Raw genomic sequence first — 17,359 nt, forward strand, 5'->3', positions numbered from 1 at the left:
TGGTCGACGGTGAAGTTCCCGGTGAGCATGTCCTCGGTGAAGTCGAAGCCGTACTTGCGGCCGTAGCCGGCCAGCCAGTCGGCGAGCGGGTCGGCGCGGTCCTCGGGCGGCTGCCGCTCGTTGAGCCGCCGGTAGAGCCGGTGGACGCCGCCGTAGACGTCGATGCCGAACAGCAGCCGGGTATGCGCCGCCCCGCAGGCCTTGGCGGCGATCGCCCCGGCGAAGGTCAGCGGTGCCCAGACGACCAGGTCGGGCTGCCAGTGCCGGGCGAAGTCCACCAGTTCCTTGATGATCGGGAAGTTGCTCACCCGGTGCCACCCCTGTGTCGCCTTGAGCATCCCCGGCTTGAGGTACTCCAAGGTGGCCTTCGCGGGGTCGTCGAAGGCGTCGTACGGTGCCATGATGCCGGCGCGGAGGGCATCCAGCCTGTCCTGCCTGTTCTCCGTGATCCGCCACGGGTCGCGGTCGTCGCCCAGCGGCACGGCCGTCAGCCCGGCCTGGGTGATCACCTTGGCGAAGGAGGGCTGGCCGGCCACGCGCACCTCGTGGCCCGCCGTGCGCAGCGCCCAGGCCAGCGGCACGAGGTACTGGAAAATGCTCTTCTCTCGGTTCACGGCGAACAGGACTCGCACCGAACTTTCCCTCCTCGGGTTGCGACGGTCAGGTGGGCTCGTGGGCGATGGCGGCTGCCGCGCCCTCCAGCCCGTCCAGCAGTGACACGCGGGGTGCCCAGCCGGTGGCCCTCTGGAACATGGCCGGATCGGCGACGAAATCCATCGTGTCCGTGGGCATGGAGTGCTCCGCCGGCGGGACCGGGACGACCGGGACCGGAGGCCGCCCCGACTGAGTGGCGACGACCTTCGCGATCATCGTGAACAGGTCGGCGACACTGGTCGCCTGGCCCGTGCCGATCAGCCAGTGCCGGCCGGAGACCACGTCGGCCTGGTCCAGCGCGGCGACGAACGCGGTGGCCGCGTCGTCGACACAGAGCAGGTCGCGCTTGGGGGCGCCGCCGTTCCACATCGTCAGTGGCTGCTCGGTGAACGCCCGGCGCATCATGACCGAGACCACGCCCCGGTCCAGTGCGATCGGATCCGTACCCCGGCTGTAGAGGGTCGCCAGTCGCAACGTGCTCCCCCGGATCAGCCCCTCGGCGTCGGCCGCCCTGATCGCGCGCTCGGCGTCCAGCTTGTGCTGGTCGTAGGCGGTCAGCGGCTCGTCCGGTTCGCTGCCGTCGAACCGGGCCGACGAGGAACGCCCTCCCTGCGACACCGATCCGGCGAACAGCACCACCGGCGGCCGCGCCGGGCGCCGCGTCCGGACCGCGTCGATGAGATCGTGGACCAGGCCCAGGTTGACCCGTTCCGCGGTGGGGTCGACCGCGGCGGCCCGCCACGTGCTCGCGTTGCCCATGTGCGCGACCAGGTGAATCACCGCGTCGGCGCCGTCGACCGCGGAGGCGAGGGCGCCGCCGTGGGTCAGGTCGGCGATGCGCACCTCGACATCGGCGCGCGGTTCGGACGGAACGGAGGTGGGGCGGCGCCCGACCAGCCGGAGCCGGACCGGCCTGGCCGCCAGCTCGCGGGCGACGGCCGTGCCCAGCAGGCCCGAGGCGCCGAGTACGGTGATCAGCGGTTTCGCGGCCGTGGTTGCCATGTGTTCTCCTTCACGTTGCCGGAGCGGATGAGCCGCGACGGGGACGGCGCGACGTCCAGCGGGCCGTCAGGACACCTCAAGGGGCCGGGGCGGCGCGGCCCGCCAGCTCAGCGGCGGGGGAAGCACGCCGGTGGCGTTCCGGTCGATGTACTCCTCCCAGTTCGGACGCTCGATCTCGAAGTTGTGCAGGTCCCACAGGCGTCCGCGGAAGTACATGTGATCGTGCAGAGCGCCGATCTCCCTGTCGCCCCCGGTGATCCCGAAGGAGGTGAAGCTGGCCTCGGTGGTCTGCCCGATCACCCGGTCGATGTTCAGTGTGGCGAAGGCATAGTTGATCATCAGCAGGATGGCCTCGGATCCCACGCCCAGCCGGGCCCGCTGGGGGTCCAGGTAGACGGCGCACCTGACATGCCCGGCCGGGTCCAGCGCGTGCAGGCCGGCGAAGCCCAGACGCTCGTTGGTGGCGGTTGTGGAGACGTGGAACGCGGCGTGGGCGCGCATCGTTCCCCGGGCCGGCCGTACCGCCGGGCGGACGCTCTCCACCCCGGTACGTACGAATACCTGGGCGAAGCCGGCCTGGTCGGTACCGCTCGCGGGATGGAGCACGACGCGGCGTGACGCCGTATGCGGAAAGATCAACTTTTTGGGTCCTGTCATCTGGGTCAGCTCCGATGCGTCGGCGAGCCGGTGGAACGGAACTGGTCCCAGCTCATCTCGCCCACCGCCGACGGGAGGTTGTGGATGTCGCGCAGATCCTCGGGGGTGAGGAGCAGATCGACCGCGGCCGCGTTGTCCCCGAGCCAGTGCCGTCGCCTCGTTCCCGGGATGGGGACGACGTTGCCGCCCTGGGCCATCGTCCAGGCGATCGCCACCTGCGCCGAGGTGACTTCGTGCCGGGCGCCTATCGAGCGCAGGCCCTCGACGATCGCCTGGTTGACGCTCATCGCGTCGGGGCTGAAGCGCGGATCCCGGCTGCGGGAGTCGTCCGCGCCCAGGGCGGTGTGGTCGACGTGGCCGGACAGGTACCCGCGGCCCAGCGGAGCAAAGGCGAGGAACCCCACGCCGTTCTTCTGACTCCACGGCAGGACGTCGTCGAGGGTGCCCGTGGACCATACCGACAGCTCGTACTGGACCGCGGTGATCGGGAACACCGAGTGGACCAACTCCAGCTCCTCGCAGGTGGCATGGGAGATGCCGAGCGCCCGGACCTTGCCCTCGGTGACCAGCTCGCCCAGCGCTCCCCAGGTCTCGACGAGCGGGACGGCCGGGTCGACCCGGTGCAGCTGGTACAACCCGATGGAGTCGGTCCCGAGCCGGCGGAGCGATCCCTCACAGGCGGTCCGCAGGTACTCGGGCCGGCCGTTGCGACGGAACTTGCCGTCCGGCCCGACCACCAGGCCGCACTTGGTGGCGATCGTCACGTCGTCCCGGTGCGATCCGAGCGCGCGCCCGAGCAGTTGTTCGTTGGTGTACGGCCCGTAGACGTCCGCGGTGTCGAAGATGTCGATGCCGTAGTCGATGGCCCGGTGGATGACCCGGACGGACTCCTCGTCATCCCGGTCGGCCGGTCCGTAGCCGTGTGACATCGAGCTACAGCCGAGGCCGATCGCGCTCACGGAAAAGTCATCCGTGAGGTTGGTCTGGCGCATTTCTACCTCCTGTCCACCAGGTAGGTGAGCGGGTCAGCTGGACGGGTTGTCGTTGACCAGGAATTCGGACACCAGTTCCGGGGTCCCGCCGTGCGCGAACGTCACGGCCTGGTCCGCGGCGACGTCCGGTATCTCGTACGAGCGAGCCCCGGCCGCGGTCGACACCCGGATGGTCATCAGCCCCAGCGCGCGCTGCAGAAGCGACTGGCTGAACGTCCAGCCGATCACTCCCCGGCACTGCAGCACGACCGTGTTGCGCCGCACCACCCCGGATCGCATCACCAGGTACGGCCCGGCCAGCGTGTGCCCCAGTGACCGGTACGCCACGAACGCCAAAAGGCAGGTCAGCGGCATCAGCGCGACGAGGACCAGCCAGATCCGGCCGGGGGCGGCGCCGGTCGCCCCCAGCCAGGCCAGCAGGCCGGCGACGATCCCCGGCATGTAGACGGCCCAGATCAGCCGGCGGTACAGCGCGGCGCGCGGGTGGGCGCGGAGTGCCGCCTCCAGCGGCCGGTGCTCGTCTCCGAGGACCAGGATCGCCACCCGGCGCGCCTCGCCGATGTGCGCGCGCGGCAGGATGCTGCTGGACGCGTCGCTCCCGGGGATCCACCGCAGCCCGGTCGAGATGACCTCTGTCTCGGCCAGTCCCATCCATCGGGAGAGCAGCGGTTCGCTGATGTGAACCCCGCGCAGGCGCCTGTCGTCGCGGTATACCTCGCGGGTCCCGAACAGCCCCTGCCGGGTGAGCAGCGCCGTGCCGCCGTCATCGGTCGTGGTGCGGACCAGCTCGAAGTTCCACTTCTCCTTGAAGAAGGTGATCGTCAGGCCGACGGTGCCCACGACGAAGCAGCCCGTGGCCCCGACGGCGATCGACCAGCCCAGGCCGAGGTCCGCCCAGCCGGCCAGGTTACCGATGATCTCCCAGAGGTCGACGTCGAACATCTGCAGCGTCAGGCTGGCACTCAACAGGAACAGCCCCGCGGCCAGGAAGGACCAGATACTGATCACGTTGTACGGGATCCAGGACCAGCTGAGCCGCGCGATGACGGTCTCCTGGGGCGCCGGGCGGTCGTTCTCGGGAGTCACGTCCTCGCGGGGATCCGCGCTCCCTCGATCGCGCAGCAGCTCGTCGCGGAGCTCCTCGGCCGCCTTCTTGGGGATGGCGTCGAGTTTGAAAGAGGTGCGTGCCTCGCCGGAGGCGATGTGCAGCACGCGGAGCCCGGTGATCCGGTGCCGGAACTTCGCGGTGGTGTCCACCGTGCGGATCCGGTCCCTGGGGACGGAGCGGTACTTGCGGACCAGCACCCCTCGGCGGATCTCGACCCGGTCGGTGGTCAGCCGGTACCTGGTGGTCAGCCAGCGCCGCAGGTTCAGGATGCTGACCGTGGTGCCGACCACGGTGATGATGAGGACCGGCCAGGCGTCGAATCCCCGGTCGAAGACGAACATGGTGAGAAAGCTGGGGATCAGGCTGAGCACGAATCTCAGCCCGTCGACCCACGCCACCCGGCTGCTCAGCCGTTGCCAGCCCACCCCGTCGTCGACCACCTCGTCGACCACCTCGACGGCCTCGGCCGCCGCCTTCGTGGCCGGCGGCGACGGGGCGGCGGGCGGCGGTGAGTCAGCGGGTGGTGGCGGATCGGCGGGCGGTGGCGGCGGGTCCGTCCGGAGCGGTTCGTCCGCCGACCGGGTGGTGCTCACGTGGCATCTCCCGGAGTGGCCTGGGTGATCTCGGTGAGCCGGCGCGAGCACTCCTCGGCCACCTCCGCGTCCAGCCCGTCGATGGTGATCCCGCCCTCCCTGGAGGCGGTGGTCACCTTGAGCGTGGCCAGGCCCAGCACGTTCTGCAGCGGACCCCTTCTGGTCTCCACGGACTGGATGCGCGAGATGGGGGTGATCCGCCACTCACGGGTGATCCAGCCGTTGAGCGCGTAGACGGCCTGGTCGTTGATCTCCCAGCGGTGCACCAGATAACGCCAGGTCGGCATGACCGCCACGTTCACCGCGTAAATCGCCGAGAAAATCCAGATCACCGGGCCCAGCCACGGCCGGGTATCCGGAACCAGCGCGTACAGCACACTGAGAGCGCCGACGACTAATATTCCCCAGATCAGCGCGTTGAGCGTCCACATAAGGATCGACCGCCGCTCGATCCGATGCCTCGGGGGGTGCAACCTGAGTGGTTCCCGGGCCGGTTCGGGAGAGATCACGTGCAATGTGTCGGGCATATCATCATCCTGGGTCAATGGTACTCCGGGCGCAATGAACGGCCTGCCGGTAAAAGTGGCCCCAGTGGCATTCCACGGATTATTCTGCGCCCGTTTTCCCAGGCGCATTGTTTGGTCGGCCGACACCCGGGATTCCGGTACTGCCGCCACTGCGCTGTCTCGCTGGCGGGACAGCGCACGGGCCGGCGGCTAAACCGGCGACGCCTGCTCCCGGGGTGCCTCCGTGGCTCCCTGCTGCTTCTCCTGATCGTCCTCCACGGTGAACTTGACGATGAACTCCGCGAGGTCGCGGAACGTCTCGCCCTGGAAGCCCTCGAACCGCTCCAGCAGTTTGAGCTGTGTGGTGTTCTCCAGCTCCAGCAGGATCTGGACCATCGAGAACGAGTCGAGGTCGTGCAGCGACTCCGGCTGCGGCACATCGGGCTGCTCGGCGCAGATCATTTCGGCGATACCCCGGACCATGCGCTCCACATCGTCGACCAGGGTGAGGTCGACATCGGTGGCCAGGTCATTGTCTGACATATCTTTCGTCCTTTCGTGCGGTCGCGGCGATGTCCACGCGAGGTCCGAATCGACAAAACTTGGAAGTGCTTTCGCGGACCCGCTCCTAAACGAGGCTTTGTCGGCGGACGCCTAAACGCCGACGACAGTAGTCACGGCCTCATGGTGGGGGCAATAGCGTTGACCCCGATCACCGTTCTTGTCCGGCTACCTGAAATAACCGGCGGGGTGCCGGTGATCGTGCCGATGTGATAGATCTGGTGAACACCCGAAGGATTTCCGGCCGATGTACTGATTCGGTGTGTGTCCACCTGTCCCGCCGGCGGGACAGGCGATGATCCGTGCGCGTTTCCCGAAGAATCTGTGCCATTGGCGCGTGAATGCCATTTCATGTCGCCGGAGCTCGGCTCCGAAACGAGGATGACCAAGAAATGTTGTTTCCTTACACCGAGTCCAGGCAGATCGAGCTGCGGCCCGCGGGCGTCAAGGACGCCGCCAAGGTCTACGACATCCTGTTCCGACTGGGGCACAGCGGTCTGCCGGTGATCGACAGGTTCGTCGACACCTTCGGCCAGGGGTTGTCCGCCTGTTTCCTGGTGCACCGCAAGGACACCGAGGAGGTCGTCGGGTTCAGCACGCTGTCCGAACTCGCCCCGGCGGGCCACCTCAAGGCCGACGTCCACCTGGCCGGCCAGCCGGACGAGATCCGGACGGACGCGGCCGCGCTCACGGTCAACTTCGCCTTCGCGATGTGGCGCACGCGCAAGGTCTACTTCCACGCCACCGATCCCGGCATCGAGAGCCTGGGGTTCGCCGAGCCGCACGCGCTGATGGTCGAGGCGGAGGCGGTCCTGCCCAGGCACACGTACTTCCACGGCCAGGTCCTGGACGTCCACGTCTTCGCGATCTACCGCGAGGCCTGGGACGTGCACGGAGTGGACCTGCTCAAGCACATCGTCTGAAACCCGTCGTCCGAGCCCGCGGCCAGTTGCTGGGCGGGCCCTCGCGCATTGGAGGTGACGTGCCCCGATGACCCTTTTCGTGTGGGGTTATTTGCCGGAGTACGAGAAGGAACGTGACGACATCCTCGACGCGGTCGACACGGTGTTCCGTTCGGGACGGCTGGTGCTCGGGCCGAGCGTACAGGCGTTCGAGGAGGAGTTCGCCGCCTACCACGGCGTCCCGCACTGTGTGGGCGTCGACAACGGCACCAACGCGATCGTGCTCGGCCTGCGCGCCCTCGGCGTCGGCGCCGGTGACGAGGTGATCACCGTCTCGAACACGGCCGCCCCGACGGTCGTCGCGATCGACGCGGTCGGCGCGACGCCGGTGTTCGCCGACATCGACCCCGACACCTACCTGATGAACGTCGAGCAGGTGGCCGCCCTCGTCACCGACCGCACGCGATGCATCGTGGCGGTCCACCTGTACGGGCAGTGCGTCGACATGGCGCCGCTGGAGGCGATCGCCGCCGAGCACAACCTGCCGATCCTGGAGGACTGCGCGCAGGCGCACGGCGCCCGCCACCACGGCCGGATCGCCGGCTCGATGGGGCAGGTCGCGGCGTTCTCCTTCTACCCCACCAAGGTGCTGGGCGCCTACGGCGACGGCGGCGCCACCATGACCCGGGACGCGGAGGTGGACGCGAACCTGCGCCGCCTGCGCTACTACGGGATGGAGAGCCAGTACTACGTCGTCTCCACGCCCGGATACAACAGCCGGCTGGACGAGGTGCAGGCCGAGATCCTGCGCCGCAAGCTGACCCGGCTCGACGACTACATCGCCAGGCGGCGGGTGATCGCGGCCCGCTACGCGGAGGCCTTCGCCGGCACCGACCTGGTGACCCCGAAGACCGCTCCCGGCAACGACCACGTGTACTACGTCCACGTGGTGCGTCACCCGAAGCGGGACAGGATCCTTGAGGCGCTCAAGGCGCACGGCATCGTGTTGAACATCAGCTACCCGTGGCCGGTGCACACCCAGTCGGGCTTCGCGCACCTCGGCTACCGGAAGGGCTCCCTGCCGGTCACCGAGACGGTGGCCGACGAGATCTTCTCCCTGCCCATGTACGCCTCGCTCTCCGACATCGACCAGGAACGGGTCATCGACACGCTCCGCGACGTCCTGGCGAAGGTCTGAAGAAAACCGCACCGAGGACGGGAAGGGACCCATCATGACGCGACTCGCGGCTTCGCGCGCGCAGACCGGGGAGGCGGCCGGCGCGCCGACGCGCCGGATCTCGGCGGCCGACGACGGGGCGCTCATGTCCACCGAGGAGTTCCACGACTGGTGGGCCGACCGGCACCGCAGCGGTCGCTTCATGGTGGAGCGGATCCCCTTCTCCCGGCTGGACGACTGGAACTTCGAGCCGGACACCGGCAACCTGGCGCACGCCAGCGGGCGCTTCTTCACCATCGAGGGTCTGCAGGTCCGCGACGGCGGCCGGGAGACGTGGTCGCAGCCGATCATCAACCAGCCGGAGATCGGGATTCTCGGCATCGTGGTGAAGGAGTTCGACGGCGTCCTGCACTGCCTGATGCAGGCGAAGATGGAACCGGGCAACATCAACACGCTGCAACTGTCACCGACCGTCCAGGCGACCCGGAGCAACTACACCCAGGTGCACCGCGGCGCCGGCACCAGGTACCTGGAGTGCTTCGTCGGACCGGCCCGAGGCCAGGTGCTGGTGGACGTCCTGCAGTCGGAGCAGGGGGCCTGGTTCTGGCGCAAGCGCAACCGCAACATGGTGGTGCTCATGACCGGCGACGTGCCGGTGCACGAGGACTACCGCTGGCTCACCCTGGCCCAGATCCGCGAGCTCATCCAGGTCGACAACCTGGTCAACATGGACGCCCGCACGGTCCTGTCCTGCCTGCCGGTCGAGCTGCCGGACGAGGAGGACGCGTCGACCGGAGACCCGTTCAGGGACGCGCTCATCCGCTCCTACCGGTACCGGCCGGACGACGCCGGCGTCGGCGAGGTGCTGAGCTGGTTCACCGAGACGAAGACCCGGTGCGACTGGACGGCCCGCCTGGTGCCGCTGGCGAAGGTCGGCGGCTGGGAGCGGACCGACGACGAGATCACCGACGGCGAGGGCCGGCACTTCCGGATCATCGCGGCCGAGGTGGAGGCCGGGACCAGGGAGGTCAAGCGGTGGACCCAGCCGCTGCTGTTCCCCCGCGGGGAGGGGCGCGCGATGTTCGTCGCGCGCCCCATCGACGGGGTGCTGCACCTGCTGGTCCAGGCCAGGCCGGAGTTCGGCCTGATGGACATGGTGGAGATGGCGCCGACCGTGCAGCTGCTGCCGGGGGCGGGGGTCACGGAGATCGAGGACCTCCTGCTGCGTGACGCCCTGGCCAACGCGACCATGCGCTACGACGCGGTGCTCTCCGAGGAGGGTGGGCGCTTCTACCAGGCCCTGACCCGCTACCAGATCGCCGAGGTCGGTGAGGACTTCTCCCTCGACCTGCCGGCGAACTTCCGCTGGATGACCGTCCGCCAGCTCACAGACCTGCTGCGGCACGGCCACTACCTCAACATCGAGGCCCGCAGCCTGCTCACCTGCATGCACAGCCTGTACTGATCGTGGGCTACCGTGCGGGCCGGGCCGCGTAGCTATCGGAAGGCCGGCGAGCCGATCGCCGGCCGTGACGTTCTCACTCAGGAGTGTGGTGGCGGATGTTCGACTCGATGATGGTGACCGAGCTGTCGGTGCCGGACGCCTACCGGTTGACGCCGACCAAGTACGACGACCGGCGCGGATACTTCTACGAGGCGTTCCGCTCCGAGGTGATCTCCGATGCGATCGGCTACCCCTTCACCGTCGGCCAGGCCAACTACTCGTCGAGCCGCCGCAACACGCTGCGCGGCATCCACGGCACCGCGCTCCCGCCGGGTCAGGCCAAACTGGTCACCTGCGTGCGCGGCGCGGTGCTGGACGTCGTGGTGGACCTGAGGGTGGGCTCGCCGACGTATGGGAAGTACGAGACGACGCTGCAGGACGAGAAGTCCGGCATCGCGGTCTATCTCGCCGACGGTCTCGGGCACGCCTTCCTGGCGCTGACCGACGACGCCTGCATGAACTACCTGTGCTCGGAGGCGTACGAACCGGGCACGATGCTCGAGATCGATCCACGGGACCCTGAGATCGGTATCCCGTGGGATCTCACCGAGCCGCCGATCATGTCGGACAAGGACGCGGGCGCGCCCACCCTGGCTGAGGCGGCGGCCAAGGGGCTGCTCCCCACCTACGAGGATTGCCTGGCGCACTACGCGGCGCTGAAGGCCGGTCCGCAGCGCTGAACCGGGATGCCGCGGTGGGTTCGCGCGATCGCCTTCTGTCCGTCCTATGCCGAGTGGAGTCGCACCAATGATCAGTGTCAGCACCGACCGGCTTCGCATGGGAGTCATGGGATGCGCGGACATCGCCTGGCGGCGGACCCTTCCCGCGATGGTGGCCGACGCGGACGTGCAGGTCACCGCGGTCGCCAGCCGTGACCTGCGGAAGGCGACCGCGTTCACCGACCGGTTCGGCGGCGTCCCGCTCAAGGGGTACGAGTCGATGCTGGACCGTCCGGATGTCGACGCCGTCTACATCCCGCTGCCGGCGCTGTTGCACGCGGAGTGGATCGAGCGGACGCTCGAATCCGGCAAGCACGTCCTGGTCGAGAAGCCGATGACCGACAACCAGGCGGAGACGAGCAGGCTCCTCGCGCTGGCCCGCTCGCGCGGGCTGGTGCTGCTGGAGAACTACATGTTCCTGCACCACTCCCAGCACGCCGCGGTACGCAAGCTGGTCGCCGACGGCGCGATCGGCGAGCTGCGCGGCTTCGCCGCCGCCTTCACCATCCCCCCCAAACCAGAGGGCGACATCCGCTACCAGCGTGACGTCGGCGGCGGCGCCTTCCTGGATTTCGGCGGCTACCCGGTCCGCGCGGCGGTGCACTTCCTCGGCGGAGATCTTCAGGTCATCGGCGCCGTCTTCCGGCACGACCAGAAGCAGGACGTGGTGATGTCCGGGAGCGTCCTGCTCTGCACGCCGCAGGGCGTCCCCGCGCAGCTCACCTTCGGCATGGAGCACTCCTACCGGAACGACTACCAGCTCTCGGGCAGCACCGGCCGGATCCTGCTGGACCGGGTGTTCACCCCGCCGGAGACGCACCTGCCGGTGCTGCGCGTCGAGCGCCAGGACCATCGCGAGGAACTGATCCTGCCGGCCGACCACCAGTTCGCGAACGTGATCGGCGCCTTCGTGCGCTCGGTGCTGCACGGTGGCGACGTCCGGCCGCAGCAGGAGGGAAGCCTGCAGCAGGCGGCCCTGATCGAGCGGATCCGGCAGGTGGCGCTGCACTTCGAGGTCTGACGGGTATGCGCGTGAGGGCGGGCCGGTGGCCCGCCCTCACGCATGTGGTCCTTCAGGAGCCCGGTCTGGCCCGCCGGGCGGCGTCCTCCCGCTTCAACAGCGGCCCGATCCGCGACCAGGCCGCGGTACGGCCCTCGCAGAACCAGATCGGAGTGCCGATCCCGAGGCCGATCCTGCCCTCGACGGTGCCCACCTGCCGGACGCCGGAGAACATCGACCGCAGCTCGTCGTCCATCCCGCCGACGTAGAGGACCGGGCCCGGCTCCTCCGGCGGGGTCGCCAGGTAGCCGTACCCGCGGTGCCCGCTGTACGGGTGCGGCAGCCCCTGCCTGGTGCCCAGCACCTCCAGGGCGCCCGCCTGCCAGAAGTACCGGGTGAGGACCGTGGTCCGGTCCCGGGTGGCCGGTGGCAGCGCGTTGTAGGCCCGGGTGACCGAGTTCGCGAGCTCGGGCCAGCCGAGCTGGAGGAAGGCCTCCAGCATGTCCGACCGTTCCTGCGGGGTGGTCGGCTGCCTGAGCTCCGCGGCCGGGGTGATCGGCAGCTGCACCAGCGGCAGCAGCGCCGCCAGCACGAAGACCGGCCGGCTGACGGTCCAGCGCCACCAGCGGGCCGGCCGGTGCCGCTCCATCCGTACCGCCGCCGCCGCGAAGGCGAGGGGGAACACCCCGCCGACGTAGGTGAAGCGGCCGCCGGCCGCGAGCAGGACGGCGATCACGCCGAGCACGGTCCACCCGAGAAAGCGGTGGTCACGCAGGTCGGGGCAGCGCAGCAGCGCCCACAGGCCGTAGCAGAACAGCACCGTCCCGACCGGGATGCCGGTGACCAGCAGCAGCGGCAGGAACATCGGCCGGCCGCCCCAGAGCATCTCGTTCTCTCCGGTCAGCGCGGCGGCCACCTGGAGCTGCGGCCATCCGTGGACGGTCTGCCAGACCAGCCCGGGCGCCGTGGCGACCACCGCGATCGCGGCCCCCGCCCACAGCGCCGGCCGCCGCAGCAGGTCGCGCGGGCCGACCGCGAGCACGCTCACCGCCAGAGCCGCCCAGAAGACCGGGATGAGGAACTTGACCTGCAACGCCACGGCCGTGACGACGCCGGCCCACAGCAGCGGCAGGTCGGCGCTCCGGCCGGTCCTGCCCTCGCCGCGCAGCCGGACCCAGCGGACCACCAGCAGGCCGGCCGTCATCCACAGCACGACGTCGAAGGTCTCGGTGTCGAGCCTGCCCGCCTGGCCGAGGAACGCGATCGCGTAGGCGGCGGCCGCCATGACCTGCGCCCGCCCCCGGACGCCCATCTCCCGCGCGATCTGCGCGGTGACCACGACACCGGCCGCGACCACGAGCAGGTCCAGCAGCCGGAGCGCGAGCAGCGAACCGGGGAACAGGGCGTCGGTCAGCGCGGCCAGCAGCGGCACGAGCGGCGGCTGGTCGGCGTATCCCCAGGCCGGCTGCCGGCCGGCCGCGATGAAGTAGAGCTCGTCGATGTTGTAGCCGTAGCCGTCGATGAGCAGCGCCACCGGCACGACGACGGCCGCGACGATCAGCGACAGCGGTTTCCACGCGAGCGGGTGGTACTCCCGGCGGGGCCGGGCCAACGGCTCAAGCGTGATGATGGCCAATGCTGGTTCCTTCGGTGTGGGCGATGTCTCCGTGGGGCGGTGTCAACGCGCGTGGCCGGGCAGGCCCTCGGGGCCGATCAGGTCGGGACGGGTCCACCCGTCGAGGTCGTACTCGGCCATGCACTGCTCGGCGAAGCCCTTCAGCGCCTGGGCCTGCCCGCTCGCCGTGTAGGACTGCAGCGTCTGCACCCGGATGCCCTCGTGGTCGCCGGCGTAGGAGCGCTCGTAGAGTTCGTGGCGTCCGGCGAACTCGGTGCCGACGCAGTCCCAGAGCAGCTTGAGCAGCTTGACCCGGTCGATGGCCTGGATGCCCCGCGAGCCGCGCAGGTAGCGGTCCAGGTAGGGACGCACGTCGGGGTTCTTCCAGTCGGCGGCGTGCGAGTTCAGGTAGATCAGGCCGCTGCCGAGGGTCTGCTGGAGGATCTCCTTGATCCGGGGATAGCCGACGCCCATGAACGTGCGGTACGCCATGGCGTAGTTGAGGTTCGGCTGCACGGCGTCGCCGTGCCACGAGGTCGGCGACTTGGCCATCGCGTCGGACAGCCCCCAGAACAGGTCGCGCCAGTTGAGGATCTCGCCGATCTGGGCCTGCACGCCGCGGAACGTCGAGACGCCGGTCGCCTCCACGCCCTTCATCGCGCAGCCCGCGATGAAGTCCAGCTTGACGGCCAGCCGCGCGCAGCCGTGGAAGGTGAAGCGCTCCTGGACACCGGATCCGGCGGCGAAGGAGTTGGCCGCGCCGGCGTCGTACATGAAAACGTTCTCCCAGGGCACGTGCACCCGGTCGAACACCATGATGCTGTCGTTCTCGTCCATCCGGCTGGACAGCGGGTAGTCGAAGGGGCTGCCCTGCGCCGCCGCCGCCTGCTCGTAGGAGGTGCGGCAGATGAACTTCAGGCCGGGGGAGTTCGTCGGCACCGTGAAGACCAGGCCGAACTTCTTGTCCCTGAGCGGGAGGCCGAAGTGGGCGATGAAGTTCGCGTTGGTGATCGCGGACCCGGTCGCGACGACCTTCGCGCCGGACACGATCAGGCCGGAGTCGGTCTCCTCCTCGACGTGGACGCACACGTCCGCGGTCCGGTCGGCCGGCCGGTCCCGGTCGACCGGAGGATGCGCGATCGCGTGGTTGAAGTAGAGCAGCCGCTCCTGCGCCTCCCTGTACCAGCGCAGCGCGTTGTCCTGGAACGGGCGGTAGAAGTCCGCGTTGGCCTCCAGGGTGCCGAAGAAGCCGGCCTTGTAGTCCGGGGTGCGGCCCATCCAGCCGTAGACGAGCCGTTGCCAGGCGACGATCGCGTCCCGGGAGGCGACCAGATCGGCCGCGGAACGGGCCGTTTTGAAGTACGGATGGGTGAATCCGCCGTTTCCCGTGTCGGTCGGCACACGCAATACATCCGCGGCCTCCGGTTCGTGTAGCGCGTCGTACAGCCGGGCGATGGAACGCGCGCTGTTACGGAAGGCCGGGTGAGTGGTAACGTCCGGCACGCGCTCGCCCCCGATATATACCTCGCGGCCGTCGCGCAACGACTCCAGGTATTCCTCACCGGTCATCGGCCGAACATTATTCAGCGGGCCCGCCGGAGCGGGCAAAATGGTGGTCATCTCGGCATTCTCCTTCGCGTGCGGGGGGTCGGAGCGGCCATGGCGCGCTCCCCGGCAGTCCGCGTCGCCCAGCTGTCCCGCCGGCGGGACAGCTCTCGGTCATCGTCTAATAGCGACATTAATGCGCCGGGTGGCCCGTTCATTCGGTGAATACGGTGCGATAATTCGGCGGTGTCGAGACTTATCATGCACGGCTGGAGTTTTTGCGGCAATGACCATTTCCGCGGCCTGCGCTATTGACCCTGTCGAGGCGCCCTGGTTATGGTCGGGCCACGTTTTGGGGCCCGCTGATGTGGACAGCCATTCGAGGTGGCCCGGTAAATATGTTCGGCGGGTTCTGGCGGGTGCTGCCGGAAACCCATGAGAATGAAGCCATCCGGAAAGGTGCCAATGTCTCGCGGAGCATATCTTCTGAATTGCCTGACGGAGCGGAACGGTGAGCGCAGGATATGAGGCCATCGACTGTGCGCCCCCCGGCCGGACGACTACGGCGGTGAACGCGCGGGTCGGTGACGGCGTCCTCTCCGCGGTCGGTGCGACCCCCCTGGTGCGGCTGACGCGCCTCTTCGGGGAGTCCCAGGTCCGGTTCCACGCCAAGCTGGAGTCGTTGAACCCGGGCGGCAGCATGAAGGACCGGTCCGCCATGGGCATGGTGCTGGGTGCGATCGAGCGCGGCGAGCTCATCCCGAACCAGTCGACGGTCGTCGAGTCGAGCTCGGGCAACCTCGGCATCGGGCTCGCGCAGGTGTGCCGCTGGTTCGGCCTCCGGTTCATCTGCGTGGCGGATCCGAAGATGACCGCCCAGAACCTCGCGATCCTGGCCGCGTACGGGGCGGAGCTGGACATCGTGCGCGAGCCCGACAACGAGGTCGGCGACTTCCTGTCCGCCAGGATCCGGCGCGTCCGCGAGCTCGTCCACGACATTCCCCACGCGTTCTGGCCCAACCAGTACGCCAACCCGCTCAACGCCCGCGCCCAGGAAACGATCATGCAGGAGGTCGTCCGGCAGCTCGACGGGAACGTCGACTACCTCTTCGTGGCCACCGGAACCTGCGGCACCATTCACGGGTGCGCCAGGTTCGTCGCGGACCACGGGCTGGGCACGCACATCGTCGCCGTCGACGCGGAGGGCAGCGCCATCTTCGGCGAGCCGTCCTGCCAGCGGCTCATCCCGGGACACGGCGCGGCGATTCGCTCGGAGCTGTACTACGACGGCATCGCCCACTCCGTGGCCCGGATGACCGACCAGGACTGCGTGGTCGGCTGCCGGCGGCTGGTCGGTGTCGAGGCGATCCTGGGCGGTGGTTCCTCGGGCGCCGTGGTGAGCGCGGTCGCGCAGCGGCTCGCGGAGATCCCGGCCGGAGCCAACTGCGTCCTGCTGCTGCCCGACCGGGGCGAGCGGTACCTGGACACCATCTACTCCGACGTCTGGGTGGAGGAGAGGTTCGGCGACATCGCCCACCTCTGGAAGGAGCAAACGGCATGCTGATCCTCGGTAGAAGCGACGTGCTGGCGGTGCTGGACGACGCCGAGGACGCCGTCTGCCGGACCGTCAGGGACGCCTACCTGGCCCATTCGCGGCGGGAGACCTCGGTACCGCACTCGGTCTTCCTGCGTTTCCCCGGCAACACGCGCGACCGGATCATCGCGCTGCCCGCCTACGTCGGGGGCGAGCGCCCGGTCGCGGCGGTCAAGTGGGTGGCGTCGTTCCCCGGGAACCTGGCCCTCGGGCTGGAGCGGGCGTCGGCCGCGATCCTGCTCAACTCCGTCACGGACGGACGGCCGGTGGCGCTGCTGGAGGGAGCGGTCATCTCGGCCAGGCGCACCGCGGCCGGCGCGGCCGTGGCCGCGGCCACGCTCACCGCCGACGCTCCCGCCGACGTCCGGAGCGGGGTCGCGCTGATCGGCTGCGGGGTCATCAACTTCGAGATCCTCCGCTTCCTGCGGTCACAGCTCCCCGAGCTGGCGACGGTCACGGTGTTCGACCTCGACCCCGAGCGCGCCCGGGAGTTCGCGTCCCGGGTGCCCGGCCTGAAGGTCGAGATCGCCGGTGACGTCGAGGAGGCGCTGGCCGCGCACCGGATCGTCTCCCTCGCCACCACCGCCGGCGAGCCGCACCTGAGCACGGACTCCTGCCTGCCGGGCACCGTCGTGCTGCACGTGTCGCTGCGCGACCTGACCCCCGAGTCGATCCTGGCGGCCAGGAACGTGGTCGACGACACCGACCACGTCTGCCGCGAGGCGACCTCGCTCGACCTGGCCGCGCGGCTGGCCGGGAACCGGGGATTCGTCACCGCCGAGATCGGCGACCTGCTGGCCCCGGGCACCGCGCTGCCCTATGACGCCGGAGCCGTGACGGTGTTCTCGCCTTTCGGGCTCGGCGCCCTCGACGCCGCCCTCGCCGCCCACGTCATGGACGAGGCCGCGGCGCGGGGGCTCGGGATCCACCTTCCCGACTTCTCCACGGACCCGGAGCCGGGTCCGGGAGAAGCGGAACAACGCGACCGTTGAGGAGAGAGATGTCCGCGGACGAGAAGTACCTGGTCGTGGTCAACCACGAGGAGCAGTACTCGGTCTGGTTCGCCGACCGTGCGCTGCCCGCCGGTTGGCGGGCCGAGGGCGCCTCCGGGACCCGGCAGGAGTGCCTGGACCACATCGAGCGGGTCTGGACCGACATGCGCCCGCTCAGCCTGCGGCTGCGCATGGCCGACGAGGCTCGCTGACGATCCGCCGAGCCATCCCGAGGGGA

General features: G+C 69.4%; 16 protein-coding genes and 1 pseudogene. 8 read left to right on the forward strand and 9 right to left on the reverse strand.

Annotation, left to right across the window (positions count from 1 at the left end; translation table 11 throughout):
• From ACWD3H_RS19470 to ACWD3H_RS19500, 7 genes and pseudogenes are all read right to left on the reverse strand, one after another.
• Positions 1–632, reverse strand: a pseudogene (locus ACWD3H_RS19470) (glycosyl transferase); the annotation flags it as partial.
• 28 nt (positions 633–660) lie between these two features.
• Positions 661–1,656, reverse strand: a complete 996-nt coding sequence (locus ACWD3H_RS19475) for an NAD-dependent epimerase/dehydratase family protein (RefSeq protein ID WP_451955952.1) — start codon at positions 1,654–1,656, stop codon at positions 661–663.
• A 66-nt stretch (positions 1,657–1,722) separates the two neighbouring features.
• Positions 1,723–2,295 carry a GNAT family N-acetyltransferase gene (locus ACWD3H_RS19480; protein WP_451955953.1) on the reverse strand — a complete coding sequence of 191 codons (573 nt, stop codon included), beginning with the start codon at positions 2,293–2,295 and terminating at the stop codon, positions 1,723–1,725.
• 23 nt (positions 2,296–2,318) lie between these two features.
• Positions 2,319–3,305: an aldo/keto reductase gene (locus ACWD3H_RS19485; protein ID WP_355555845.1), complete on the reverse strand. Its 987-nt coding sequence runs from the start codon at positions 3,303–3,305 to the stop codon at positions 2,319–2,321.
• A 33-nt stretch (positions 3,306–3,338) separates the two neighbouring features.
• Positions 3,339–5,006, reverse strand: coding sequence for a PH domain-containing protein (locus ACWD3H_RS19490; RefSeq protein WP_451955954.1), 1,668 nt, complete (start codon positions 5,004–5,006; stop codon positions 3,339–3,341).
• Complete coding sequence (locus ACWD3H_RS19495) at positions 5,003–5,533, reverse strand: PH domain-containing protein (RefSeq protein ID WP_451955955.1); 531 nt, start codon at positions 5,531–5,533, stop codon at positions 5,003–5,005. The genes ACWD3H_RS19490 and ACWD3H_RS19495 overlap by 4 nt, the downstream gene beginning before the upstream one ends.
• A gap of 189 nt (positions 5,534–5,722) precedes the next feature.
• On the reverse strand, positions 5,723–6,055 hold the full coding sequence (locus ACWD3H_RS19500; protein ID WP_355555839.1) for a hypothetical protein: 333 nt from the start codon (positions 6,053–6,055) through the stop codon (positions 5,723–5,725).
• A 410-nt stretch (positions 6,056–6,465) separates the two neighbouring features.
• Here ACWD3H_RS19500 and ACWD3H_RS19505 point away from each other — a divergent pair, with 410 nt between their 5' ends.
• From ACWD3H_RS19505 to ACWD3H_RS19525, 5 genes are all read left to right on the forward strand, one after another.
• Positions 6,466–6,996, forward strand: a complete 531-nt coding sequence (locus ACWD3H_RS19505; RefSeq protein WP_451955956.1) for a GNAT family N-acetyltransferase — start codon at positions 6,466–6,468, stop codon at positions 6,994–6,996.
• Between the two features lie 67 nt (positions 6,997–7,063).
• Complete coding sequence (locus ACWD3H_RS19510; protein WP_350961424.1) at positions 7,064–8,173, forward strand: DegT/DnrJ/EryC1/StrS family aminotransferase; 1,110 nt, start codon at positions 7,064–7,066, stop codon at positions 8,171–8,173.
• A 34-nt stretch (positions 8,174–8,207) separates the two neighbouring features.
• Positions 8,208–9,617 (forward strand): NDP-hexose 2,3-dehydratase family protein, encoded by a 1,410-nt coding sequence (locus ACWD3H_RS19515; RefSeq protein ID WP_355555834.1) that lies wholly within the window; start codon positions 8,208–8,210, stop codon positions 9,615–9,617.
• A gap of 95 nt (positions 9,618–9,712) precedes the next feature.
• Positions 9,713–10,336 (forward strand): dTDP-4-dehydrorhamnose 3,5-epimerase family protein, encoded by a 624-nt coding sequence (locus ACWD3H_RS19520; protein WP_355555832.1) that lies wholly within the window; start codon positions 9,713–9,715, stop codon positions 10,334–10,336.
• Positions 10,337–10,403: 67 nt separating this feature from the next.
• Positions 10,404–11,396, forward strand: coding sequence for a Gfo/Idh/MocA family protein (locus ACWD3H_RS19525; protein WP_355555830.1), 993 nt, complete (start codon positions 10,404–10,406; stop codon positions 11,394–11,396).
• Between the two features lie 52 nt (positions 11,397–11,448).
• Here the strand turns inward: ACWD3H_RS19525 and ACWD3H_RS19530 are convergent, their stop codons facing one another.
• Together ACWD3H_RS19530 and ACWD3H_RS19535 are read right to left on the reverse strand one after the other, a co-directional pair.
• Positions 11,449–13,011, reverse strand: coding sequence for a glycosyltransferase family 39 protein (locus tag ACWD3H_RS19530; protein ID WP_451955957.1), 1,563 nt, complete (start codon positions 13,009–13,011; stop codon positions 11,449–11,451).
• A 42-nt stretch (positions 13,012–13,053) separates the two neighbouring features.
• Complete coding sequence (locus ACWD3H_RS19535; RefSeq protein WP_355555826.1) at positions 13,054–14,559, reverse strand: 4-hydroxyphenylacetate 3-hydroxylase family protein; 1,506 nt, start codon at positions 14,557–14,559, stop codon at positions 13,054–13,056.
• A 487-nt stretch (positions 14,560–15,046) separates the two neighbouring features.
• Between ACWD3H_RS19535 and sbnA the strand changes: the two genes are divergently transcribed.
• The 3 genes from sbnA to ACWD3H_RS19550 are packed head-to-tail and all read left to right on the forward strand — an operon-like array spanning position 15,047 to position 17,333.
• A complete protein-coding gene (gene sbnA / locus ACWD3H_RS19540; protein ID WP_355555824.1) occupies positions 15,047–16,099 on the forward strand; it encodes a 2,3-diaminopropionate biosynthesis protein SbnA in 1,053 nt (350 codons plus the stop codon).
• Entirely contained in the window at positions 16,093–17,121 is a 1,029-nt protein-coding gene (gene sbnB, locus ACWD3H_RS19545) for a 2,3-diaminopropionate biosynthesis protein SbnB (RefSeq protein ID WP_451955958.1), read from the forward strand. Before sbnA ends, sbnB begins: the two co-directional genes overlap by 7 nt.
• 8 nt (positions 17,122–17,129) lie before the next feature.
• The gene (locus ACWD3H_RS19550) at positions 17,130–17,333 is read left to right on the forward strand and encodes an MbtH family protein (protein WP_326645853.1); all 204 of its coding nucleotides are present in this window, start codon (positions 17,130–17,132) and stop codon (positions 17,331–17,333) included.
• Positions 17,334–17,359: the final 26 nt, after the last annotated feature.

This window comes from Streptosporangium sp. NPDC002607, from assembly GCF_053592655.1.

Coding starts and splice junctions, on each gene's coding strand:
- ACWD3H_RS19475 (WP_451955952.1), bottom strand. CDS start 1,656: ATGGCAACCACGGCCGCGAAACCGCTGATCACCGTACTCGGCGCCTCG.
- ACWD3H_RS19485 (WP_355555845.1), bottom strand. CDS start 3,305: ATGCGCCAGACCAACCTCACGGATGACTTTTCCGTGAGCGCGATCGGC.
- ACWD3H_RS19495 (WP_451955955.1), bottom strand. CDS start 5,533: ATGCCCGACACATTGCACGTGATCTCTCCCGAACCGGCCCGGGAACCA.
- ACWD3H_RS19500 (WP_355555839.1), bottom strand. CDS start 6,055: ATGTCAGACAATGACCTGGCCACCGATGTCGACCTCACCCTGGTCGAC.
- ACWD3H_RS19505 (WP_451955956.1), top strand. CDS start 6,466: ATGTTGTTTCCTTACACCGAGTCCAGGCAGATCGAGCTGCGGCCCGCG.
- ACWD3H_RS19510 (WP_350961424.1), top strand. CDS start 7,064: ATGACCCTTTTCGTGTGGGGTTATTTGCCGGAGTACGAGAAGGAACGT.
- ACWD3H_RS19515 (WP_355555834.1), top strand. CDS start 8,208: ATGACGCGACTCGCGGCTTCGCGCGCGCAGACCGGGGAGGCGGCCGGC.
- ACWD3H_RS19520 (WP_355555832.1), top strand. CDS start 9,713: ATGTTCGACTCGATGATGGTGACCGAGCTGTCGGTGCCGGACGCCTAC.
- ACWD3H_RS19525 (WP_355555830.1), top strand. CDS start 10,404: ATGATCAGTGTCAGCACCGACCGGCTTCGCATGGGAGTCATGGGATGC.
- ACWD3H_RS19535 (WP_355555826.1), bottom strand. CDS start 14,559: ATGACCGGTGAGGAATACCTGGAGTCGTTGCGCGACGGCCGCGAGGTA.
- sbnB (WP_451955958.1), top strand. CDS start 16,093: ATGCTGATCCTCGGTAGAAGCGACGTGCTGGCGGTGCTGGACGACGCC.
- ACWD3H_RS19550 (WP_326645853.1), top strand. CDS start 17,130: ATGTCCGCGGACGAGAAGTACCTGGTCGTGGTCAACCACGAGGAGCAG.